The organism is Sagittula sp., assembly GCF_052825245.1.
On sequence record NZ_JBRBWD010000007.1, the window covers coordinates 74,835 to 96,107 of the forward strand.

At 64.2% G+C, this 21,273-nt stretch carries 24 protein-coding genes; 22 read left to right on the plus strand and 2 right to left on the minus strand.

Annotation, left to right across the window (positions count from 1 at the left end; all coding sequences use genetic code 11):
• Positions 1-326 precede the first annotated feature (326 nt).
• Positions 327-2,408, plus strand: a complete 2,082-nt coding sequence (locus ACU0DV_RS01400; protein ID WP_446242100.1) for an AAA family ATPase — start codon at positions 327-329, stop codon at positions 2,406-2,408.
• 271 nt (positions 2,409-2,679) lie between these two features.
• On the opposite strand, the gene ACU0DV_RS01405 is transcribed toward ACU0DV_RS01400, so the two are convergent.
• Positions 2,680-2,997 (minus strand): hypothetical protein, encoded by a 318-nt coding sequence (locus ACU0DV_RS01405; protein WP_446242099.1) that lies wholly within the window; start codon positions 2,995-2,997, stop codon positions 2,680-2,682.
• 1 nt (position 2,998) lies between these two features.
• Between ACU0DV_RS01405 and ACU0DV_RS01410 the strand changes: the two genes are divergently transcribed.
• The gene (locus ACU0DV_RS01410; RefSeq protein WP_446242098.1) at positions 2,999-3,547 is read left to right on the plus strand and encodes a DNA packaging protein; all 549 of its coding nucleotides are present in this window, start codon (positions 2,999-3,001) and stop codon (positions 3,545-3,547) included.
• Entirely contained in the window at positions 3,540-5,312 is a 1,773-nt protein-coding gene (locus ACU0DV_RS01415; RefSeq protein WP_446242097.1) for a phage terminase large subunit family protein, read from the plus strand. Before ACU0DV_RS01410 ends, ACU0DV_RS01415 begins: the two co-directional genes overlap by 8 nt.
• 1 nt (position 5,313) lies before the next feature.
• Here the strand turns inward: ACU0DV_RS01415 and ACU0DV_RS01420 are convergent, their stop codons facing one another.
• Positions 5,314-5,862: a YfbU family protein gene (locus tag ACU0DV_RS01420; protein WP_446242096.1), complete on the minus strand. Its 549-nt coding sequence runs from the start codon at positions 5,860-5,862 to the stop codon at positions 5,314-5,316.
• A 534-nt stretch (positions 5,863-6,396) separates the two neighbouring features.
• Between ACU0DV_RS01420 and ACU0DV_RS01425 the strand changes: the two genes are divergently transcribed.
• The 19 genes from ACU0DV_RS01425 (at position 6,397) to ACU0DV_RS01515 (ending at position 21,229) form a co-directional block, all read left to right on the plus strand.
• Positions 6,397-6,915, plus strand: coding sequence for a hypothetical protein (locus ACU0DV_RS01425; protein WP_446242095.1), 519 nt, complete (start codon positions 6,397-6,399; stop codon positions 6,913-6,915).
• Between the two features lie 4 nt (positions 6,916-6,919).
• Complete coding sequence (locus ACU0DV_RS01430) at positions 6,920-8,302, plus strand: phage portal protein (RefSeq protein ID WP_446242094.1); 1,383 nt, start codon at positions 6,920-6,922, stop codon at positions 8,300-8,302.
• Positions 8,292-8,477, plus strand: coding sequence for a hypothetical protein (locus ACU0DV_RS01435; protein ID WP_446242093.1), 186 nt, complete (start codon positions 8,292-8,294; stop codon positions 8,475-8,477). Before ACU0DV_RS01430 ends, ACU0DV_RS01435 begins: the two co-directional genes overlap by 11 nt.
• The gene (locus ACU0DV_RS01440) at positions 8,464-10,227 is read left to right on the plus strand and encodes a prohead protease/major capsid protein fusion protein (protein ID WP_446242092.1); all 1,764 of its coding nucleotides are present in this window, start codon (positions 8,464-8,466) and stop codon (positions 10,225-10,227) included. Before ACU0DV_RS01435 ends, ACU0DV_RS01440 begins: the two co-directional genes overlap by 14 nt.
• The gene (locus ACU0DV_RS01445; RefSeq protein WP_446242091.1) at positions 10,227-10,448 is read left to right on the plus strand and encodes a phage head-tail joining protein; all 222 of its coding nucleotides are present in this window, start codon (positions 10,227-10,229) and stop codon (positions 10,446-10,448) included. The genes ACU0DV_RS01440 and ACU0DV_RS01445 overlap by 1 nt, the downstream gene beginning before the upstream one ends.
• 1 nt (position 10,449) lies before the next feature.
• Entirely contained in the window at positions 10,450-10,779 is a 330-nt protein-coding gene (locus ACU0DV_RS01450; protein WP_446242090.1) for a DUF2190 family protein, read from the plus strand.
• 292 nt (positions 10,780-11,071) lie between these two features.
• A complete protein-coding gene (locus ACU0DV_RS01455) occupies positions 11,072-12,154 on the plus strand; it encodes a tyrosine-type recombinase/integrase (protein WP_446273466.1) in 1,083 nt (360 codons plus the stop codon).
• Positions 12,155-12,353: 199 nt separating this feature from the next.
• Complete coding sequence (locus ACU0DV_RS01460; RefSeq protein WP_446242088.1) at positions 12,354-13,541, plus strand: tyrosine-type recombinase/integrase; 1,188 nt, start codon at positions 12,354-12,356, stop codon at positions 13,539-13,541.
• Between the two features lie 101 nt (positions 13,542-13,642).
• Complete coding sequence (locus tag ACU0DV_RS01465; RefSeq protein ID WP_446242087.1) at positions 13,643-13,858, plus strand: helix-turn-helix transcriptional regulator; 216 nt, start codon at positions 13,643-13,645, stop codon at positions 13,856-13,858.
• A complete protein-coding gene (locus ACU0DV_RS01470) occupies positions 13,855-14,337 on the plus strand; it encodes a hypothetical protein (protein ID WP_446242086.1) in 483 nt (160 codons plus the stop codon). The genes ACU0DV_RS01465 and ACU0DV_RS01470 overlap by 4 nt, the downstream gene beginning before the upstream one ends.
• Before the next feature lie 3 nt (positions 14,338-14,340).
• On the plus strand, positions 14,341-14,949 hold the full coding sequence (locus ACU0DV_RS01475; protein ID WP_446242085.1) for a hypothetical protein: 609 nt from the start codon (positions 14,341-14,343) through the stop codon (positions 14,947-14,949).
• A 141-nt stretch (positions 14,950-15,090) separates the two neighbouring features.
• Positions 15,091-16,647, plus strand: coding sequence for a terminase TerL endonuclease subunit (locus tag ACU0DV_RS01480; RefSeq protein WP_446242084.1), 1,557 nt, complete (start codon positions 15,091-15,093; stop codon positions 16,645-16,647).
• Entirely contained in the window at positions 16,647-17,000 is a 354-nt protein-coding gene (locus ACU0DV_RS01485; RefSeq protein ID WP_446242083.1) for an HNH endonuclease, read from the plus strand. The genes ACU0DV_RS01480 and ACU0DV_RS01485 overlap by 1 nt, the downstream gene beginning before the upstream one ends.
• Entirely contained in the window at positions 16,994-18,253 is a 1,260-nt protein-coding gene (locus ACU0DV_RS01490; protein WP_446242082.1) for a phage major capsid protein, read from the plus strand. Before ACU0DV_RS01485 ends, ACU0DV_RS01490 begins: the two co-directional genes overlap by 7 nt.
• Before the next feature lies 1 nt (position 18,254).
• The gene (locus tag ACU0DV_RS01495; RefSeq protein WP_446242081.1) at positions 18,255-18,842 is read left to right on the plus strand and encodes an HK97 family phage prohead protease; all 588 of its coding nucleotides are present in this window, start codon (positions 18,255-18,257) and stop codon (positions 18,840-18,842) included.
• On the plus strand, positions 18,839-19,393 hold the full coding sequence (locus ACU0DV_RS01500) for a hypothetical protein (protein WP_446242080.1): 555 nt from the start codon (positions 18,839-18,841) through the stop codon (positions 19,391-19,393). The genes ACU0DV_RS01495 and ACU0DV_RS01500 overlap by 4 nt, the downstream gene beginning before the upstream one ends.
• Positions 19,394-19,422: 29 nt before the next feature.
• A complete protein-coding gene (locus tag ACU0DV_RS01505; protein WP_446242079.1) occupies positions 19,423-20,418 on the plus strand; it encodes a hypothetical protein in 996 nt (331 codons plus the stop codon).
• Entirely contained in the window at positions 20,415-20,807 is a 393-nt protein-coding gene (locus ACU0DV_RS01510) for a hypothetical protein (RefSeq protein WP_446242078.1), read from the plus strand. The genes ACU0DV_RS01505 and ACU0DV_RS01510 overlap by 4 nt, the downstream gene beginning before the upstream one ends.
• Positions 20,804-21,229 (plus strand): helix-turn-helix domain-containing protein, encoded by a 426-nt coding sequence (locus ACU0DV_RS01515; RefSeq protein ID WP_446242077.1) that lies wholly within the window; start codon positions 20,804-20,806, stop codon positions 21,227-21,229. Before ACU0DV_RS01510 ends, ACU0DV_RS01515 begins: the two co-directional genes overlap by 4 nt.
• Positions 21,230-21,273 lie beyond the last annotated feature (44 nt).

The window sequence follows — 21,273 nt, forward strand, 5'->3', positions numbered from 1 at the left end:
GATCCTCAACAATTATCCGCAAGCCAAGTGGGGGTTTTGCATAAACCCACGTACTTCTGGGGAATGTCGGTCCGAACGGGAGGACGATCAAAAAGGCCGCTCACAGAGAGCGGTCCATTCAACATTGACGTTTGAAAAATGGTGCCCGGGGGCGGAGTGCAAAAAATAACCTGAATCAACAACTTACATGAAAGTGGGACACTGAATCTTCCCATAGTTTCATTAGGTTTTTCAGGATTTTTGTCCCACCAATTCGGCGCTTTACGGTCAACGGAATCCAATCCTTCGGAATCAAAAACCCCCACCGGCTGCGACCAGTGGGGGCCATGAAATTCGACTTGTGGGACCGGCTAAGTCCCCGTGTCGCGGCACCGAAAGAGGAAGATACGATGCCCGCAAAAGATAGCACCAAAGCCCCCAAAGGCCAAGTCTCTGACAACCGCCGCGCCGCTCTGGCCCTTGCTGCTGAAGGCTGGCACGTGATCCCGTTGGGGCCGAACAAGCGCCCGCTGGTCAAAGGCTGGCAAGACAAGGCCACCGACGACGCCCGGCAGATTGGTCGCTGGTGGGCCAAGTGGCTCGACGTTATGCCCGGGCTGCCGTCTGGCGAGCGCAACGGCTTCACCGTCTTGGATATTGACCAGAAGAACGGGAAAGACGGCTTTGCCGAGCTGAAGGCGCTGGGGCTGGACGTGGACGCCATGTCGCCCTGCCAAGTCGAAACCGCCAGTGGCGGGCGGCACGTCTATTTCCGGTGGGACGGCCAAGGGAACAGCGCCGCCGGGCTGCCCGCTGGGCTGGACGTGCGCGGCGAAGGGGGCTTCGTGGTGGCCCCCGGCGCGATCAACGGCAAGGGCATCTATACGGGCCGCCTGACGCGCGAGCTGCCCGCGTGGCCCGAGGCCCTGCCGATCCGCAAGCGGCCCTCTGAGCCCGGACAAGGCGAGCCCACGGGCCTTCCCTTCCACGTGATCCGCGACGCCCTCATGGCGTGCCCGAACGACGGGGACGCCTATGCCAGCCGGGATGATTGGCTGCACATGGTCATGGCCGTGCATTGCGAAACCGAGGGCAGCGAAGAGGGGCGCGAGCTGGTCCACGAATGGAGCAAGCAACATCACAACTATGGCTCGGACCACACGGACGCGGTTTGGGCCTCGTGCAAAGCCGACCGTGGGCTGACCGGCTGGCACATCATCCATGAAGCCGAGCGGCACCAATGGCGCGACGATACCGTGGCCGATCTTCGGGCGATGCAAAACCGCGAAGAGGCAATGGCAGACTTCGACGAGCTGTATCAGCTCATGGGCTGGCAGCCGGTCTATGACGTGCCGCCCGAGGAAGAAGCCGAGATTGCCGAGTTGGTGGGCGGCCCGTCTGACCGTTCTGGCGGCCCGACCTTCCTGAGCCCGAGCGATTGCGCGGCCACCGCTGCCCGCCCCTATGTCATCAAAGGTCTCCTTGCCCAAGGCGACGTGGCGGCCATTGTGGGCGCTCCGGGGGCGGGTAAGAGCCTCTTCGCGCCGCGCCTTGGCTACGCCGTGGCCCAAGGAGCCGAGGTCTTCGGGCGGCGCGTGAAGGCTGGCGGCGTCTTCTACGTGGCAGCGGAAGACGGACACGGGATGCGCGGGCGCGTGCAGGCGATGGAGGCCGAGCATGGCGACGCACCCGACTTCAAGGTGGTGGAAGGCGTCACCGATCTTCTGAGCAAGCAAGGCCAGCTCAAGGCGCTGCAACAGGCGGTTAAGGAGCGGCGGCCCGCGCTTGTCGTCATCGACACGTTGGCCGTGGCGTTCCCGGGGCTGGAAGAGAATGACGCGAAGGGCATGGGGCAGGTTGTGGCGGCTGCCCGTTCCCTTACCAAGTGGGGGGCGGCTGTCGTGCTGATCCACCACGACACCAAAGCGGGCGACGGGCTGCCCCGTGGGCATAGCCTCTTGAACGGCGCGCTGGACGTGGCGCTTTACCTGAAGCGGGAAGACGGCGTGGTGAGCGTGAAGCCGTCCAAGAACCGCAACGGCACAACCGAGCAAGACCTGGCCTTTACCGTGGGTGTCCGGGAAATCGGCACCGACGAAGACGGCGACGCGATCACGGCGGCTATCTGTGAAGAGGCGGACAGCGCTAACCGTGCCCGTAGTCCGAATTTGCCCCCCAGCGCCCAAGCCGCTCTGACCATTCTTCGCGATCTGGGGAAAGGACAGTTTGTGCCGGAAGACACGTGGCGGGACGCCTGCGTTCAGGGGCGCAAAGTATCCCCGTCGGAAGACCCCGAGTCCCGTAAGAAGGCGTTCCGGCGGGCCGTTGGAATACTGTACCGGGAAGGAGTGGTCATTTTCGCAGAGGGCAAATTCGTCGAGCGGTATCGCGACCACGAACAATTCACCGAGGACTTCGACGATGTGTAGGCCCGGACAGACACGGACATTGCCGGACATGTCCAGACTTGTCCGCCGGGCAGAGGTGGGCGCGAGGTCGGACAGACACGGACACACCCCTTTAGGGGTGTCCGGTTGTCCGGTCCGCCCATGCCCCGGACAGTGGAGAGTTGGGGAAGATTACCAGCGTTACCGGCGTTCCCGCCGTTCCCGCGTGGGTCCTTCCCGTCTGGTCGCAGCGCGGGGGACGCGGAGCCCCGGCATTTCCCGCTGCACAGAAAAAATCAGACGGAAAACTCAACTACGGCTTCAATCGTTCCGGCGGAATATCGACGAACCCTCCAATCATACCAATAGAACCGTAGTTGCCCGGATTCCCGTAATTTCCTACGTTTCCGTAGTTCCCATAGTTTCCAAAATTCGTGCTGCGATAGGGGGAATTGGTTCGGAACAGCAGGCGGTTCTTGGAAACGATTTCGCCAAGGTATCTCCCATTCATGTCGATGAAAATTTTCTGCTGCTCCATGAAGTGGCCGATGTTTTGTCCAGTAGGTGCATGAAGCTGACCTCGCACAAAATTTGCGATGTGCGTTCCGCGGCTATCGAAAAGGAATTCCATAATGTGTGCCTGTAGTAGCCTGTCCTTCACTCCCATTAGCACGACGCTCATCACCGTTGAAGAGCTGGCTGAGATTGACGCGCTGGTGGGGCCGCCACCATCCGACCCGGTGACCATCACCGCAGGCGAGTTGGCTGAATGGCTTGGGCTGACCGCCAACCGCGTCTCGGCCCTCGCCCGGGAAGGCGTGATCCCTCGGAACGCTGACAAGCGGTTTCCGCTCCGGGCCGCGATCCGCGCCTATTGCGACCACGCCCGCGTCGGGGCAACTGGCCGCCGGGCCGACGCCGAGCTGGCCGCCGAAAAGCTCCGGCTGGCGAAAGAGAACGCGGACAAGCTCGCCTTCCAGAACGCCCGAGCCCGTGGCGAGCTGATCGCCGCCGCCGAGGTGGGACGCGAATGGGCTGGCGTGCTGCGGGATGTGCGCGCCGCCTTCCTCGCTCTGCCGAGTCGGGCCGCTGGCAAGCTCGGCCACCTGACCCCGCATGACCTTGCCGCGCTGGACGCCGAAGTCCGCGACGTGCTGATGGAGCTGGCCGAACATGAATGACACCCTGACCCGAACCCGCTGCAACGCTATGGCCGCGCTGAAGCCGCCGCCGCGCCTGAGCCTGCCCGATTGGATCGAAGGCACCATGCGGCTGCCTGAAGGCGTCTCGGCCACCCCGGGGCGCGTCACACTCTGGCCGTATCAACGGGGCATCGCGGAAGCCATTTCCGACCCGCTGATTGAGCGCGTGACTGTGGTGAAGCCGGTGCGCGTCGGGCTGACCACGCTGCTTTCGGGCACCGTGGCCGCATACATCGCCAATGAGCCCGCGCCGATCATGGTCTTGCAGCCGACCGAGGCGGACGCCCGCGACTACGTGGTGAGCGATCTGGAACCGATCTTCTCTGCCACGCCGGAGCTGAAGGGGCTTATGTCTGCCGAGACCGACGAAGCCGGGCGCAACACGCTGCTGTCCCGCCGCTTCCCCGGTGGCAGCCTCAAGGTGGTGGCCGCCAAGAGCCCCCGCAACCTGCGCCGCCACAATGTCCGCGTCCTGCTGATCGACGAAGCCGACGCGATGGAGCCGGGGGCCGAGGGCTCGCCCCTCACGCTGGCCGAGCGCCGCACCTTGAGCTTCCCCAACCGCAAGATCGTGCTGGGCAGCACCCCGACGCTTGAGGCCACGTCCAACGTGCTGCGGAGCTACGCCAACAGCGACTCCCGTGTGTATGAGTGCCCGTGCCCGCACTGTGGCGACTTCCACGAAATCACGTGGGCGGACATCCAATGGCCCGAGGGCGAACCTCTGAAGGCCGCCTATGTCTGCCCGAGCTGCGGGGCCGTGACCGAAGAGCGGCACAAGCCCGCGATGGTGGCCGCCGGGCGCTGGCGGATCACGCGGCCCGAGGTGGAAGGCCACGCCGGTTTCCGGCTCAACGCGCTGGTGTCCACGCTGGCGAACGCCTCTTGGGGCAAGATCGCTCAAGAGTTCCTTGAATCGAAGGCGCACCCGGACAAGCTGCAAGTCTGGACCAACACCCTCATGGGCCAAGGCTGGCGTGAGGCCGCCGAAGAGATCGACGACGCGGCGCTGGCCGCCCGGGCCGAGCCTTTCGGGCTGCCGGATGCGATCCCGGGGGACGTGCTCTTTGTCACCTGTGGCGTGGACGTGCAGCGGGACCGGCTGGAAATGGTCTTCGTGGGCTGGGGGCGGGATGAAGTCTTCATCTTGGCGCAAGACGTGATCTATGGCGACCCGATGGCGGACGACGTGTGGGCCGAGCTGGACGACGCCCTGCGCACCGTCTGGAAGCACCCCAAGGGCGGCTTCCTGCGGGTAGACGCCACGGGCATTGACGCGGGCGACGGCGTGACGATGGACCGCGTGCTTGGCTTCTGCCGCCCCCGAATGAGCCGCCGCATCTATGCCGTGAAGGGCGCATCGGGCGACCGTCAGGCGATCAAGGCCAGCGACACCCGGGGCGCGCGGCTCTTCATTGTGGGCGTGGACGGGCTCAAGGGGCAGCTTATCAACCGGCTGACCCGTGGCCGCTCTGTCCGCTTCTCTGACACGCTGGAAGGGCGCTTCTATGAAGAGTTGGCGTCCGAACGGCTGGTGGTTCGCTACCGCAAGGGCGCACCGATCCGGCAATGGGAACGCACCCCGGGCCGCCGGGCGGAATCCCTCGATTCCGTGGTATACGCCATGGCAGTGAGGAATCTGGTCAACGCCAATGTGGACCGTCGCGCCGAAGAGGTTCAAGCGGTGACGGGGGCACCGAAGCGCCGCGCCGTCGTTCACTCTAGGTGGATAAGCGGGAAGTGACTTAGGTTTTTGCCGGGTATTTTGCCTCAAGGATGGTGACAAGCTCGTCGGCTGTCAAAGCCACATTCGGGCGCATGCCGAGTTGATCGCGGATCGGTTCAAAGACGCGATACATCCTCAGATAATGTGGCACAACTTGCGAATGCGAGTTCATGTAGCGCCCTTTGAAATCTTCAAAGCGCCCCATGTCATCTACCAAGTGCTTCGCGACGCTGAAGTGCCCTTCATTGTTTCCATCGAAGCCGTTGAACTGCGGATCGTGACCGTGGTTCGCGTCTCGAACCTTTTGTTTTTCGGCGTCCTCCAAGAGGCCAAACGACCGCTCGATGAGACTCCACATGTCCATAATGTCACAGGTTTCTTTTACAACCTGCGGGTCATCCTCGTGGTCATGGAGAAGCCCTTGCCAGTCCCATTTCAGAGACCACAAATGACCACCGTAAATACAGGACATTAGACGCTTCACATCGGTTTCGCCGTCTATGTCCATCGCTTTGTGAATGTCGGCCAACATGCCGATAATGATTTTCTCGCCGTCTGAAAGTTTCAATCTGTCACCCTTTGGTTGCCTATGAGAACCATAAGGTAACAGTTTCTCAATTTTTCAAGAGTTTCGGGGGGCTTTTCGGCTCAGCTACACACGCCACTTGGCGGCCAGCGCGTCTAGCTGGTCGCAAAACGTCGCAAAATGGGGGTGCGATTCACGCAAGGCGTCCCGTTCCTCTGCTGTTTGTGGTTTCGGAAAGTCCGGGTAGCGCACTTCAAATGCGCGGATGACCGGCCCAGCCTCTCTCTCAAAGCCTTTCCGACGTTGCCGAGCCGAACGAAGCACAGAGTTACTACCCCGTCTGCGAGAACCGTTCATGGTGGCGATCCCGGCCAAGCCGAGTCGCTTTTGGTGCGGTGCGTGCATTTGATTTTCCTTTTGTCGGGTGTGACCGGGCGGGCGAGGATGCCCCGCCCGGTCACTTCGGGCACTCGACTGCTGGCTCGCGCCAACACCGCATGTGTAACCGCTCTACATTTGATTGACAAGCTCATTTTTTAATGTAGGAATTGCCTTCAGAAACTCTCTGGAGGCACTATGACCAACCCTTCGCATCTTTCTGTTGGCGATCTTGCGCAACGCCTCGCGCCGATCACTGGCAACTCTGAAGCATTTCACGCCCGCCAGCTTCGTGCGCAAATTCGGGAAGGGGCGCTGAAGCCGTCCTTGCGCGGCGGCTCTGGCGCGACCGCACCGGCACTCTTCGACGAAATCGGCCTTTGCCGTGCGCTTGTCCTTCACGCCCTTGCCAGCGTGAAGCAGGAAATGGGCACGCTCAAAGCCGTCGCCACGATCATGGAAACCGTGGACCCTCGCGCCCGGAGGGACGACGTGGTGGAGCCTGACGGCATGGAACTGGCCGTGGCTCGCATCCGCAACGGCGAACCCATGTTCCTGCACCTCGAATTTTCCATGTGGCCCGAAGAAGGCGAGGAAGACCGCGAAGTCTCCGGTTGGCTCACCAATGACCCGACGCCGAAAGACTCCGCGATCATGCCCCGCCGCGCATGGATCGTTATTCCGCTCCACCACGTTCTGAAGCCGCTGGTGGGCTGATCCCATGTCCCTGCTGTCCCGCCTCAATCCCTTCAAGCGCGAAGCCGCCCCGGTGGCCGTCCGATCTTTTGACGCGGCTGCCGGTGGCCGTCGCGGCGCGGGATTCGGGCGGCACTTTGGCTCGCATGGCACCGAGACGCTGGCCGCCGCCATTCCGGTGCGCGCCCGGGCTCGGCACGCCTATGCCAACAACGGCTATATCCGCAACGCCGTTGACGCGATTGTGGCCGAGGCCGTGGGGGCGGGCATCGAAGCCAATTCGGCCTATCCCGACAAGGACGTGGCCGCGCTGATCGACAAGGCGTTTTCTGACGCCGAACTGGACGCCGAAGGCCGCACCGACTTCCGGGGCATGACCGCCGCCGCCGTGTTGGCCGAGATCGTGGACGGGGAAGCACTCTTCGTGGCCGAGAACCGCGACGGGCGCACCGTCTGGCGGCAATACCCTGCCGAGGCGCTGGACGAGTCCGACACCCGCGAGCTGAGCGGCGGCGGCTATGTGGTGGCGGGCGTGGAGTTCGCCGCCAATGGCACGCGCCGCGCCTATCACTTCCGCCCGCAACGCCCGACCGATCTTTTCCCGACCGCGCAAGAGTCCATCCGCGTTCCGGCTGAAGACGTGATCCATATTTTCCGCCAGCTCGGCCCGGGCCAAGTGCGCGGCATTTCCCAGCTCGCCCCGATCCTGCTGACCGTCAATGAGCTGGACCAAGCCCTTGATGCCATGCTTGTCGGGCTGAAAATCTCTTCCATGTTCGCGGGCTTCGTCACCGACACCACGAACATGGGCGGGGCCGGTGAAGCCTTCCCCGAAGCCGATGGCGGGGACATTTCCCTTGAACCCGGCGTGGTGCGCGTCCTGCCGGGCGGCACTGACATCAAGTTCGCCGCACCCGAGCAAGCCAAGGAGTCCATCGCCTTCGCAAAGCTGACGCTCGGCCAGATTGCCGCCGGGCTTGGCGTGCCCCAGCACCTTGTGGACGGCGACCTGAGCCAAGCGAACTATTCCAGCCTGCGGGCCGGGCTGCTGCCGTTCCGGGCCAAGGTGGAGCAATACGTTTACCACACGCTTGTCCCCCAATTTTTGAATCCGATCTTCCAACGCTTCGTCACCGACGAATACGTGGCCGGGCGTCTGGACGTGGCCGACCTTGCCGCCGCGCGCAAAGCTGAATGGTTGCCGCCGCGCCCGATGCAGGTGGACCCGCAAAAGGACATGGAGGCGGCCCGCGCTGCCCTCGAAATGGGGCTGACCAGCCGCCGCCAAGCCGTCGCGCAACTCGGCTGGAACGTGGCCGAGCTGGACCGCGAAATTGCCGACGACCGCGCCCGGGAAGCCGAGCTTGGTTTGACCTTCAGCGCGAAGGGGGCGGCCAATGACCAATGACATCACGTGGCGAAAGCTGGTGACTGAGACTGGCGCGCGCACCGACCGCTATGGCCCGAAGCTGACCATGAACCTCGCCCGCGCCAGTGCCGTGCGCTGTCCCCGTTCGGGCAAGCTCATGACCCGCGACACCGACACCTTCAAACGTATGGAGGCCCGCCTTGCCCCTCGATAACGCCCTGACGCGGGCCGCCCAGACCCGCCCCAACAGCTATGACCCGGAGACGCGCACCGTGTCCGCCGTGATCGCCACGCCGTCGCCCGTGACCCGGCGCGACGCCCGCGGGCCGTTTCTGGAAGTGCTGACCGCTGACACGCTGGACCTGTCGGGCGCTGACGGGCTGCCCGTCCTGGACTCGCACCGCACCGCCTCTGTCCGCGACCAGCTTGGCCGCGTCCGGTCCATCGCCGTGGAAGGCGACGCCGTGGTGGCCGTGCTTGAAATCACCAGCGCCGAAGACGCGGCCCCCGTGGTCCAGCGGATCGCGGACGGCACCGTGAGCGGAGTCAGTATCGGCTACCGCGTTTCGGGCTGGACCGAACGGAATACGCCGGAAGGCCGGGTGAAGAGCCCGACCGGGTGGCGTCTCACCGAGGTCACGTTGACCTCCAACCCGGCGGACCCGTCCGCCCGTCTACGGCAGAAAGAGGAACCCATGCCCGAGACTATCGAAACCCTTTCGCCGCAAGAGGCGGAAGCGCAACGCCGGAGCGACATCCGGGGGCTTGTCCGCGCTGCCGGGCTTGGCCCGGAGCTGGCCGACCAGCTCATTGACGACGAAGCCGACATGACCGCCGCCAAGGCTGCCGTCTTCGACGCCCAACAAACCCGCCGCTCGGCCCCCGTGGTCCGCGTGCATGGCTCGAACGAAGACCCGGCCACCATCCGCACCCGGCAGGCCGAGGCGCTGGCCTATCGCATGGGCGGGCTGGAAGAGCTGCCCGAGGCGTCGCGCACCTATGCCGACGTGAGCCTGATAGACATGGCCCGCGAAGCCGTGGAGCGCATGGGCACCAGCACGCGCGGCATGAGCCGGGACGAAGTGCTGCACCGCGCCGCCGCGCACGGCACCAGCGACTTCGCCCTGACCGTCATGGACGCGACCGGCAAGACCGCAATGGCGTCCTATCGGGCCGCCGAAAGCCCCCTCAAGGCGCTTTGCCGCAAGCAGACGCTCCGGGACTTCAAGACCAGCACGGCAATCCGCCTTGGCGAAATGGGCGAACTGGAAGAGATGGCCGAGAATGGCGAGTTCACCGCCACCAGCCGGGCCGAAGAGGGCGAGTCCATCAACCTCAAGACCTTTGGCCGCCGGATCGACCTGACCCGGAATCTCATCATCAACGATGACCTGAACCTTCTGAGCGACACCGTGCGCGCTTTTGGCGAGGCGGCTGCCCAGACGGAAGCGGCGATCATGGTGGCGATGCTGACCGGCAACCCGGACATGCGCGACGGCACGCCCGTCTTCGACGCCAGCCGGGGCAACATCGGGGATACCGTCGGGCTGCCGTCCAAGGCGACCTTGACCGAGAACCGCGAAGCCATGCGCCTGCGCACCGGCACCGATGGCAAGACCATCATCGACGCCCCGCCGCGCTACCTGCTGGTGCCCGCCGATCTGGAAACCGAGGCCGAGGAAATCCTTGCCGCGACCCAGCCCGGCACCACGGCGGACGTGAACCCCTTCGCGGGCAAGCTGAAGCTGCTGGTGGAACCGCGCCTGCCATCGGGCACGTGGTATCTGTTCGCGGACCCGGCCCGTCTGGCCTGCCTGCGCTACGCCTACCTGAGCGGGGCCGAGGGCGTCCAAGTCCAGCGCCGCGAAAGCTGGGACACGCTGGGGCTGTCCTTCCGGGGCTTCCTCGACTTCGGCGCGGGCTGGCTCGACTGGCGCGGCGCGCAGCGCGTGGCGACTTCCTGATGGCCCTGACGCTCGACCAGCTCACGCAAGCCCGTGACGCGCTTCTGACGGCGCGTGCGGGCGGCGTGCGGCGCTTCCGCGACCAGAATGGCGAGGAAGTCGAATACAAGTCCGACGCCCAGATGGCCGCCGCTCTGGCGTCACTGGACCGGCAAATTGCCGAGCTGGCCGGGCGTCGGACGCCGATCACCCTTCATTTCCGAACCTCGAAAGTAACCTGAAATGCGCAACTTTGTGCAACCCGGTGACAACCTCACCGTGACCGCCGTGGCCGCCGCCAGCTCTGGCGATGGCATCAAGCTCGGCAATCTCTTCGGCATTGCATCGGGGGACGCCGCCATTGGCGAACCTCTGGTGCTGGTGACGGAAGGCGTCTTCGAGATGCCCAAAGTCTCCACCGACGAACTGGCCGTGGGCGATGCGGTCTATTTCCGCACGTCCGACGGGGCAGTGACCAGCACCGCCAGCGGCAACACCAAGATCGGCGTGGCCGTCTCGGCAGCGGGCAACCCGTCCGGGTCCGTTCGCGTTCGCCTCAACGGGGCGTTCTGAAGCCGTGCCCGCCGTCTCCGAACATACGCGCACCGCTCTTCCGCCGCCCACGCGGCGGGGGCTGTCGCGCGTGGAGGCGGCGGAATACATCGGCGTGAGCGCGTCGAAATTTGACTCGATGGTAGGCGACGGGCGGATGCCCAAGGCCAAGAAAATCGACGGGCGGCGGGTCTGGGACGTCCGTGCTTTGGACCGATTTTTTGACGCCTTGCCCGGTGGCGACGACTCCGACCACAATCCTTGGGACAAATAGATGCCCGAGGATTCGATGAAATTCAGATTGAAATACGTGGTGGAGGACGTGGACCGCCACGGCAACGTCCGCCTCTACTACCGCCGCAACGGGCGGAAGATTCGCCTACGCGGCCCCGCCGGTTCGCCTGAGTTCTTGGCCGACTACCGCGCCGCCGCCGCTGACCCGAAGGAGGCCAAGACCGACAAGACCGGGCGCGTCGTGCCGAAGAGTTTCAGGTGGCTTTGCGTCCAATACTTCAAGAGCGCCATGTTTCAAGAGCTGGACCCCCGGACTCAGAAGGTCCGCCGGTCTATCCTTGAACGCTTCTGCGAGCACAAGGGCGACGGGGACAAGCCCTTCGCTCAATTGCTGCCCCGCCATATCCGCGTCCGCCGCGATGAGATGGCCGACCGGCCCGAGGCCGCCAACGGCATGGTAAAGGCCGTGCGTCAGCTCTACCGCTACGCGCTTCGCTATGACCACCACGCCGACAACCCGGCGGAGAAGGTCGAATACCTCAAGGGCAACCCCGACGGCTTCCATTCTTGGACGCTGGCCGAGATTGAGAAATACGAAGAGGCGCACCCGATTGGCACGCCCGCGCGTCTCGCCTTGGCGCTTGCCCTCTACACCGGCCAGCGCCGCGCCGATCTTGTGGTGCTGGGCAAGCAACACGTCCGCGACGGATGGCTGATCTTCACCCAGCACAAGGGCAGGAACCGGAAGCCGGTGCGGATGGAAATCCCCGTGATCCCGGAGCTGCAACAGATTATCGACGCCACGCCCACGGGCGATCTGACCTTCCTTGTTACCGCGTTCAATCGGCCCTTCACGTCCAACGGATTCGGCAATCGCTTCCGCAAGTGGTGCGACGATGCCGGACTTCCGCAGTGCTCCGTCCACGGGCTTCGCAAGGCCGCCGCCGCCCGGCTGGCCGAACTGGGATGCACGGAACAGGAAATCATGTCCATCACCGGGCACCGGACCAGCAAGGAAGTTACCCGCTACACCCGCGCGGCCAGTCAGAAGACCCGTGCGGAAAGCGCGCTTCGCCGTCTTTCCCGAGAACAAACCCCGGACGAAAGTGTCCCACTTTTGGCGGCGGTTGTTCCCGGTGGGACAAAATCGCAACCTAAGTAGCTGATATTAAACGCTTCTAAAGAAGGATGGTGCCCGGGGGCGGCATCAAACTACCTTCTCAACCTGTCCCGATGTGTCCAGCTTTGTCCTGTTTTACTTGATTTTATTCTAGTAGCCGTCTCTACCAATCTCTGGGCGTCTCGCCCTTTCCCACATCTTTTGTGGGAAAATTTGGTAACGTTCCGGGTAGGGAAAAGGCATGGCAAGGTATCTGTTGACGGTGAAGAAGGTGCAGGCGCTCAAGGAGCCGGGGCGCTATGCGGATGGCGGCGGCCTATATCTTGCGGTGGGCAAAGGTGACGCGCGCTCATGGGTGATGCGCATCATGCAGCGGGGGAAGCGCCACGACATCGGGCTTGGCTCCGCGCACTTCACGACATTGGCGGAGGCCCGCGAGCTTGCTGAGGAAATCCGGATGCACGCCAAGCGGGGCGGCGATGTGGAAACCTACATCCGGCAGAGGCGCGAGCAAGCGGCGGGCGTCATGACGGTGGAGCGGGCCGCGCGGATGCACTTCGCCGAGTTCTCCAAGGGAATGGCAGAGCGGACGCGGGACACGTGGCTGAACCGCTTGGAAGCTTACGTGTTTCCGGTCATCGGTCATCTTAAGCTGGAGGAAATCACGCCACGCGAAGTGAAGCGAGTGCTAGAGCCGATCTGGAACCGCGCCCCCGACACTGCGCACCGGGTGCGGGCGCGCCTAAACCAGCTATTCACGTGGTCCATTGTGGAGGGGCACTATCCCAACGCAAACCCGGTGCCCGGCGTGGAGCTGGGCCTGACCGATAACAGCCGAGACACGCAGCACCATGCCGCGCTGCCTTGGAAGGAGTTGCCCGGCTTCATGCAGGATATCAGTGCACGCGACGGGACAGCGGCACGGTGCTTGGAGTTCCTGATACTCACGGCCACCCGGTCTATTGAGGCGCGGGGCGCACGCTGGTCTGAGATCGACTTCAAAGCAGGTGTCTGGACGATTCCCGCCGAACGCATGAAGGGTCCAATTGACAAGCGTCGGGCGCACCGGGTGCCCCTCTCTCCGGAGGCATTGGCGGTACTGGCCAAAGTGAAGGGGCTGGATAGTGTCTTGATCTTCCCCAGCGAGAAGCGCGGCAAGGACGGCAGCGCCAAGGAGCTGAGTGTCAACGCCTTTGGGGCCTTGTTCAACCGGATGAAGCGCGAGGGCATTACCACTCACGGCTTCCGCAGTGTGTTCCAAGACTGGACAGATGATAACGGCGTGTTTGAGAGCATTCTCGCGGATAAGGCGCTGGCCCATGTTGAAAAGGATAAGGTGAAGAAGGCTTACGCGAGGAGCGATTTGTTTGATCGGCGCATACCGCTAATGAATGCGTGGGGCGCCTATGCTCTTGGAATTGAGCGTTGAATTGGCGCACCCGGGTGCGGAGAAGCACAGTAAAATCAGTAATTTGACAAGGCGCGCTTTCTCAATCAATCTCGGTATCCGATTTGGAAAAGGAACCGGGAATGGAAAGCGCAGTGAAATTAATTCGGGATACGGAGGCGGCCGAATTGCTAGGCTGTGGCCGATCAACTTTTTGGCGCTGGGTGTCGAATGGCGTCGTGCCGCAACCTGTTAAATTGGGTGGCGCTACGCGCTGGCGGAGAAACGAAATCACCGCACTCATTGAAAACGCACAGCCGGTGTCGGCGGTGCGTAAGCGGCGGAGGGTTTCGGTATGAGCGTGCAAAACACCATCCGCGAGCGGCTTATACAGGAGATCGTCCGGCGGCTGCGCGCGAACGAAATCGCCACCGCCTTTGACGACATCCGCCGGGAGGAAATTCCCGACGACTATGACCCGGCAAGCGGTGCCGTGCTTGCAGTGCTGGAGGGCCGGGAGGTGATGAACGCGACGGGCACCAAGGCAGAGTGCGCTCTGCCCGTGTTCTTCTCCTTCGTCATGCCGGTGCCGCAAGAGCAGGAAGCCCAGACCGTCGCCAACAACGTGGCGGGCACCATCATCAAGGCGCTGTCCGGGCAGCACACGCTGGAGGAAGGGGGAGACGGCTCTGGTGGCACCAAGCTGGGGTGTATCTTCGTGGCCGAGGCTGTGCAGCCTGAGTATGAGGGGGATGAACGCGCCTTGGCTGCGGCCACCGTTGAGTTCGCCCTGCTATACCGGCACCGCGCCCGTGACCCCTTTAGCGTGGGGCCGTAAGTCATGGAGCTGGAAGTAAGAAAGAACGGCCAGACCATCGCGCCCGGAAACCTTCAAAGCGGGCTGTCCAAGCTCACCGCCTACCGCGTGATGCAGGTGGGTGAGAAGGCCATGCAGGCCTATCTCAAGGTCACCACGGACGCGCTGGCCAAGCGGCACAGCCTTCCCCACGGATCGACCGGCAACCGCAGGCTGGCCAGCATCACCGGCGAGGGTATCGCCCGTTTGCAGGACTTCGACGTGCGCCAAGACAGTGGCGAGGTGGAGGGGGTAGTCCCCCTCCTGCCTTACATGGTTCGACACGAGTTCGGCGGCACGATCCAAGCGGGAAGTGGCGCGTATCTGACTGTGCCGCTACCGGCTGCCCTCAACGGGGACGGCACGCCCAAGCGCCTGAGCGCCCGGCAATGGCGTGACGCCTTCGTGATCAAGAGCCGGTCGGGCAATCTGCTAATCGTGCGGCGGCGCGGCAGGGTAATCACTCCCCTGTATGCTCTGAAAGAGAGTGTGCGCATTCCGAAACGTCTTGGCTTGCGATCTGAATTGAGAAAGCAAAGGCCGAAATTGCAAAAGGCTGTCGTAGACGGAATACGAATACTAATCACTTCGTGATCCTGCCGGTTTTTCGGCCACGCCTGATTTTCAATCCAGTGCTAGAAATGCCCTTAAAGGGAACCCTGCCCGAAACCCTCTTGGAGGGGACAGATACGGAGCAGGGGCGGACCTCTCTTTGTGCCGCACACGGAATTGAGGATGGATGGAACTGGAACCTTTCCGCGCCCGGTGCGGAGCGCGAGAAGAAGAAAGCGACCGCCGATTGAACGGCGGTTCGCTCATTGGCTGTCTGCGAATTTTGTGATCCCGGCGGGCATTTCTGCTGGCCAGCCTTTCGAGCTTCACGAATTCCAGCTTGAATTCCTGCGCGGGTATCTGGCCAGCGATCCCGACGGGCCTCGCTATAGGAACCACATTTTTTCGACGCCTCGCAAGCTGGGCAAGTCCACCTTTCTGGGGGCGGTGATGCTTGGGCACCTTTGCCCGGATAGCCCTATTCACCTCCCCGGCTTCTCTGGCGCGATTGCGGCACCGACCGAAAAGCACTGTACCTTCATCGCCAAGGCCATGGCCACGCTGATGGAGGGCGCGGGCCGTGAGGAGGAATTCGTCACCAAGGCCAACCCGAGGCCGGGTGTAATCCATATGGGCACAGGTACGGTGCTGCTGAACACCGGCACGAACATATCCGGCCATGGGGCGGACTTGGACGTGGCTGTGATTGACGAAACCGGCCTCATGCCGGGGCACAAAGATGAGCTGGTGCAGGGCTTCTATGACGCCCTCGCAACCAAGAACGGGCGTTTGATCCTGACCGGCACGCGGGGCACGAGTCCCGAGTATAACGAGATGATCGAGCGACCCGACAAGAGGACGTTCGTGTGCCTCTACGGGGCCAGCAAAGAGGACGATCCGAGCGACCCCGCGACTTGGGACAAGGCCAATCCTGACGGCGGTAAGATCAAGCCGCGCCGGTTTCTCAGGGACGCCCACGACAAGGCAGAGGCGTCAGGGTCCATGGCCCCCTTCCTGAACTGGTCCCTTAACGTCCCTGTCTCTGCCACCCGCGAACTTTTGCTGGACTATGAGACGCTGAAAAAAGCGTACCGGGATGACGTTCAGCCTGTGCCGGGCGAGCCGTGTTTTGTGGGGCTGGACCTTGGGGGTGCGGCGAGCATGTCGGCGGCGGTGGTGGCGTATCAGTCCGGTGCCCTTCGCGTGCTCGGGGCGTTCCCCGGAGGCGCGATGGACCTCTTGGCGCGCGGCAAGCGCGATCATGTAGACGATTTCTACGTGCGGGCGGCAGCGCGAGGTGAGCTGATCGAAACGAGCGGCAGCGTCACAGACATTGCAGAGTTTCTGCCCCGGCTTGTCGAGCTGATCGGGCCGCACCCTGTCGCCTCTGTCGCGTGTGACCGATACCGCCGAGAAGAGATGGCCACAGCCATGGCGCGGGCGCGGCTGGGTTGGCCGGTGGTGTATCGCGGGCAGGGTCCGATTGACGGGGACAAGGACATTCGCGCCACCCGCAAGCTGTTCCTAGCCGGGGCGGTCATGCTCAAGCGTTCACTGCTGATCGAACACGGCATGGCGGAGGCGGATGTGAAAGTGTCCCCAACGGGCGCGTGCCAGCTTGTGAAGTCCAACACCCAGACCAGCCGTATCGACGTGGCTCAGTCCCTTGTTCTGGCCTGTGCCTCGCTGTTGCAGGCCCGCGAAGCCGTGAGGCCCACCTACGAAGTGGAGGTGCTGTAATGGCCCGTACCGATACCCGACCTCTGAAAACGGACCGCTGGGCCGCTGTCCGTGCCTTTGTTGCCCACCGCGCGGGACTGCGCTGTGAACATTGCTTCACGTTCCTGGGCCTTACCGGACAGGCGGACCACGTGGTGCCGCGCGCCCACTGCGAAGACGTGGGCATTGGCGTCTATGACCCCAGCAATCTGCAATATCTCTGCACGTCCTGCCACAGCGCGAAGACCAACCGGGAGCGTTGGGCAGGGCATGAGAAACGCGACCGCAAGCCCAAGCGGAGCCGCGTCAAAGGTCGCGATGACTTCCTCAACGCGGCGGGCATTCCTGAAAATCAAAAGGAGCACACATGCTGAAATCTCAGGAAATCCAGCTTGCGCAGTCGAAGCGGCGCGAGCGCATGGCCGAAATCCAGAAGGCCGATGAAATCAACGACGATGGCCGCACCGAACTGCGCAGCCTGACCGATGCTTACCAGAACGCTGAAACCGAGTACCGGGCAGCGGTCATTCTGGAGGATGCAGAGCGCGCCCAGATCAAGGAGCCGGATAACGCTGGCCGTGAGTTCGAGCGCGAATGCCGGTCCTTCGACCTGACCGCCGTTGTCGGCGCGCTGGTGGACGGGAAACCGCTGTCGGGCCGCGAGGCGGAGGTGAACGAAGAGCTGGAGCAGCGCCACGGTGTGGGACAGAAAGGCGTCCGGTTCCCGTGGGAAGCGCTGGAGCAGCGTGCCGACGCGGTGACCGACGCGAGCGCGGGCACGTCCGGCGAACTGGCCAGCCGTCCGACCATGAATGCTCTGGAGCGGTTCTTCGAGACCTCTGCGGCGGGCCGGTTTGGCGTGAACGTGCTGCAGGTGTCCGGTGCGCCCAGCTTCCCCGAGATCACCAGCGGCACCGGTCTGTCGTGGGTGGCGGAGGGTGCGGGCGCGGATGCTGGCACCATCACCACCACGGCCACGTCCCCGGCGATCAAGACCGCAACGGCCCGCTACCTGCTGACCCGGCAGGCGATCCGGCAGAACAGTGCCCTGCAGCAAATCCTGCGGCGTGACCTGTCCGAGGTGCTGCGCGAGGGTATCGACCTTGCTATTTTCCGAGGAACGGGGGCCGATGAGCAGCCCGCCGGGTTCGAGACTGTGCTGACCGGCGGGCGCACGGCGGCGCTCACGGACGTGGCCAGCTTCTCGGACTTCCTCCTGCGGGCCACGGAAATTCAGGAAACCGCCAAGCTGTCCGACCCGTCGCAGGTGCGCATTGCCGGGGCACCGATCGTTGCCCAGACGCTGCTGGATACGCTCATTTCCGGCACGGCTGTGTCCGAGATGGACCGGCTCAAGTCCGCCGGGTTCTCGACGCTGTGGAGTTCGCAGGTGTCGGCACGCGGTGCACGGGACGCCACCGACAAGGGCGCGTCCACCGTGTACTTCGGGGCGGGCAGCAATAATGCCTATGTGCCCACGTGGGGCAGTCCGGAGCTGATCGTGGACCCGTACAGCGAAAGCAAGTCGGGCAAGGTGGCGCTCACCATGTTCGCCTTCCTTGATGTGCTGATCCAGCGCACGGCCACCCACTACTTCAAACTGACCGGCGTGCAGGACCGCGCATAATATGGAGCACCGGGCAACATGGGTGGCGGCGGGGCTTGAGCTTCGCCGCCAAGGGAAACAGCCGGTGATTGCCGGGGCCTTTCCTTTCAACGCGCTGGCCACCATCGCAGACCGGGGCCGCGTCCGTAAGGAGCGCATCGCGCCCGGGGCGTTCAATTGGACGCTGGAGAACGAAGACCGGGAGGTGTCCCTGCTGCTGGGGCACAGCTTTGACAGACCCTTGGCCAGCCGCCGCAATGGCAGCCTGACGCTGCGCGCCGATGATACGGCGCTGAGCTTTGAGGCGGCGATTGATCCGGCCTTGGAGGATGTGAGCCACGTGCGGGATGCGCTGGCGCTTCTGGCCAGCGGGCTGGTTAAGGGCATCTCGCCCGGCTTCCGCGTGCCGCCCCGAGAGGCGGTGCCTGATGCGGAGCGGCTGGACCCGGAGCCCGGCAATCCCGGCGTCTTCATCCGGACCATCCTGCAGCTTGTCCTCTACGAGCTGAGCTTGGTGACCCGGCCCGCTTATGAGGCCAGCCAAGCAGAGCTGCGCGCGATGCAGAACACGGCGCACCCGGTGCGCACGGAAAGGATCATCCTGCCATGACCACCACAGACATCACGATGACACGGGGCAGCCTGCCCAGCACGCCCACGGCGGTGGACGTTGCCTTGGAGGCCTCCACCACCAATGAGCGGGCCACCGCCATGATTGCCGCGAGCTGGCGTATGGTGGAGAGCTACACGGGGCGCCTGTACTGGCCTGCCACGGCGGCCACCGCTGTGGCGGTGCTGGACGCGCAGGGGGACGCACAGTGGCCCCGGCAGCCTTACCCGGACAGCCTGACCGTAGAGCAGTGGAGCGGCGGCGCTTGGGCCGCTGTGGTGGCGGAGTACGTGCCCGAGTTCGGCGCGGTGCTGGACCTCCCCGCCGGGCGCTATCGCCTTACGGCGGGCGCTGTGGACCCCGGCACCCCTGCGGAGAACGTGTCCGAGGCTTGCCGGGCGCTGGCCCTCTACCAGCTCATTCACAGCCCGGCACGGCGCGAGTTCCGCAGTATCACGGCTGGGGACAGCACCATGACGCGCGAGGCGCTGGCGGGCCTGTTCAAGGCATCGGGCGCGGGCTTGCTCTTGGCTGGGGAGGTGCGCTGGTAATGTGGCCATTCCGGAAGAAAACCACCGACATGGAACAGCGCGCGGCCTTCCCCAGCGTGACGGCGGAATACCTGTCCGCGCGGCGGGACGGGCTGCGGAGTGATGGCAGCGCGGCGCTGTCCGCCACCATCGGCACGGCGGCCTCCTACTGGTCGCGGGCCTTCGCCATGCTCGACCCCACGCCGGACGCGGGGCCGCTCCGGGCGGACGTGCTGGCGGCAATCGGGCTGGACCTGTGCCTGCGGGGCGAAAGCGTGTGGCACATCCGCGTGGAGGCAAACGACCTGACCCTGCATCGGGCCGCCTACTGGGATGAGCTGGGGCGGGGCCGGTATCATCTGCATATCGCGCGGCCTGCGGAGACAGAGAGCGTGCGCGCCATTGAGGGCGAGGTGCTGCGGCTGACCATCAACAGCGATGCGGCCCAGCCGTGGCGCGGTCGCAGTCCCTTCCTGCTGATGGGTGGCAGCCCCCGGCTGATGGCCGAGATTGAGGGCGCAATTTCCAGCGCCACGGAATGGCTGGGCAAGGGCGTGCTACCCTTCCCGGATACCGTGCCGGAGGAGCAACAGGCGGCTGCCCTGCGGGGCCTCAAGGGGGGCGGCACGCTGGCGGCAATCAAGTCCAGGGCGGATTTTGCCATGAACACGGGGCAGCCGCGCGGCAATGAGTTTCGGCGCGTTGAGCTTGGCCCCGATCTACGGCAGGCGGACCTCAACCCGGCAGTGGACAGCCTGCACGCCCGTGTGCTGGCGGCGGCGGGCATTCCCCCGGCTCTGACCACGGCCAGCGGCAATGCTGGCGCCATGCGGGAAGCCTACAGGCTTTTCGTGCTGCAGACGGTGGAGCCGATGGCGCGGCAGCTTCTGCCCGAGTTTGCCAAGGTGGGTGTCACCAAGCTGTCCAATGCCAGCATGATGTCGGCGGACGTTGCCGGGCGCGCGCGGGCCGTAGGCGTTCTGACCGGCGCCGGGGTGCCGCTTGAGCGGGCCATGCGGCTGGTGGGCTGGGGGGACGAGGCATGACCCAGATTGCGGACACCTTCCTGCGGGCCGCGAAACAGTCCGCCCTGTGGCGGGTGCACTTGCTGTACCTAAAGGTCGAGCTGGACCCGGACCCTGCACAGGACGGGCGCTTTGCCGCCGCCTGCAAGCGGGTTGTCTTTGACTGGGCGGCGTCCTGCTATGGCACTTTGCGGTGGGCGGACGCCGGGGGCGACGGCACCACAGACCGGGGCGTGCTGACGCTTATGCAGGTACCGGACGGGGTGGTGCCCGATCTGGTGCAAGCCCCGGACGGCACGTGGCTCACGGTGCGGGAAGCCCTCGGGGCGGACACGCTGGGCCTCACACAGAAATTCCGCGTGCAGCGCCGCACCGGCTCCGCGCCAGAGTTGAGGGAAACAGCCCCATGACACCCAAGGAGATGCTTCTAGCCGTGGCCAATGTGTACGGTATTCGTGATGAGGTGGCGGAACTGGTTGCGGACAAGCCGGACGCCTACACACCGGACAGCCTGTCGAACCTGTTGCGCACGTCACGCGAGGCGATGGGCCTGCAGCGGGAAACCATCCATTTCCGTGGCGGGCTGAGCCGGTCCCAGATTTCCTACTACGAAAATAAGCATAGCAAGAACCCCGGCCTGCGGAGCCTGACCGCTTTGGCAGACGGCTATGGCCTGCCGCTGTGGTTGGTGCTGTGCACGGCGCTGGGGGACATCCGCCCTCTGAGAGACCCCGCACCGGGTGCGGAACGAAAACCCGTACAACCGCCTGTAAGGAAACGAAAAAGGCCTGCCGGATTTTCAGGTTCGACGGACCGGCCCAAGGCCGCCTAAAGTAAAAGCCCCCATCCCGAAAAGGGCTGGGGGCTTCCTTGGGG

Coding starts and splice junctions, on each gene's coding strand:
- ACU0DV_RS01490 (WP_446242082.1), top strand. CDS start 16,994: ATGCTGAAATCTCAGGAAATCCAGCTTGCGCAGTCGAAGCGGCGCGAG.
- ACU0DV_RS01400 (WP_446242100.1), top strand. CDS start 327: ATGAAATTCGACTTGTGGGACCGGCTAAGTCCCCGTGTCGCGGCACCG.
- ACU0DV_RS01405 (WP_446242099.1), bottom strand. CDS start 2,997: ATGGAATTCCTTTTCGATAGCCGCGGAACGCACATCGCAAATTTTGTG.
- ACU0DV_RS01445 (WP_446242091.1), top strand. CDS start 10,227: ATGGCCCTGACGCTCGACCAGCTCACGCAAGCCCGTGACGCGCTTCTG.
- ACU0DV_RS01430 (WP_446242094.1), top strand. CDS start 6,920: ATGTCCCTGCTGTCCCGCCTCAATCCCTTCAAGCGCGAAGCCGCCCCG.
- ACU0DV_RS01470 (WP_446242086.1), top strand. CDS start 13,855: ATGAGCGTGCAAAACACCATCCGCGAGCGGCTTATACAGGAGATCGTC.
- ACU0DV_RS01465 (WP_446242087.1), top strand. CDS start 13,643: ATGGAAAGCGCAGTGAAATTAATTCGGGATACGGAGGCGGCCGAATTG.
- ACU0DV_RS01450 (WP_446242090.1), top strand. CDS start 10,450: ATGCGCAACTTTGTGCAACCCGGTGACAACCTCACCGTGACCGCCGTG.
- ACU0DV_RS01500 (WP_446242080.1), top strand. CDS start 18,839: ATGACCACCACAGACATCACGATGACACGGGGCAGCCTGCCCAGCACG.
- ACU0DV_RS01425 (WP_446242095.1), top strand. CDS start 6,397: ATGACCAACCCTTCGCATCTTTCTGTTGGCGATCTTGCGCAACGCCTC.
- ACU0DV_RS01480 (WP_446242084.1), top strand. CDS start 15,091: ATGGATGGAACTGGAACCTTTCCGCGCCCGGTGCGGAGCGCGAGAAGA.
- ACU0DV_RS01410 (WP_446242098.1), top strand. CDS start 2,999: ATGTGTGCCTGTAGTAGCCTGTCCTTCACTCCCATTAGCACGACGCTC.
- ACU0DV_RS01505 (WP_446242079.1), top strand. CDS start 19,423: ATGGAACAGCGCGCGGCCTTCCCCAGCGTGACGGCGGAATACCTGTCC.
- ACU0DV_RS01485 (WP_446242083.1), top strand. CDS start 16,647: ATGGCCCGTACCGATACCCGACCTCTGAAAACGGACCGCTGGGCCGCT.
- ACU0DV_RS01510 (WP_446242078.1), top strand. CDS start 20,415: ATGACCCAGATTGCGGACACCTTCCTGCGGGCCGCGAAACAGTCCGCC.
- ACU0DV_RS01495 (WP_446242081.1), top strand. CDS start 18,255: ATGGAGCACCGGGCAACATGGGTGGCGGCGGGGCTTGAGCTTCGCCGC.
- ACU0DV_RS01435 (WP_446242093.1), top strand. CDS start 8,292: ATGACCAATGACATCACGTGGCGAAAGCTGGTGACTGAGACTGGCGCG.
- ACU0DV_RS01415 (WP_446242097.1), top strand. CDS start 3,540: ATGAATGACACCCTGACCCGAACCCGCTGCAACGCTATGGCCGCGCTG.
- ACU0DV_RS01515 (WP_446242077.1), top strand. CDS start 20,804: ATGACACCCAAGGAGATGCTTCTAGCCGTGGCCAATGTGTACGGTATT.
- ACU0DV_RS01460 (WP_446242088.1), top strand. CDS start 12,354: ATGGCAAGGTATCTGTTGACGGTGAAGAAGGTGCAGGCGCTCAAGGAG.
- ACU0DV_RS01475 (WP_446242085.1), top strand. CDS start 14,341: ATGGAGCTGGAAGTAAGAAAGAACGGCCAGACCATCGCGCCCGGAAAC.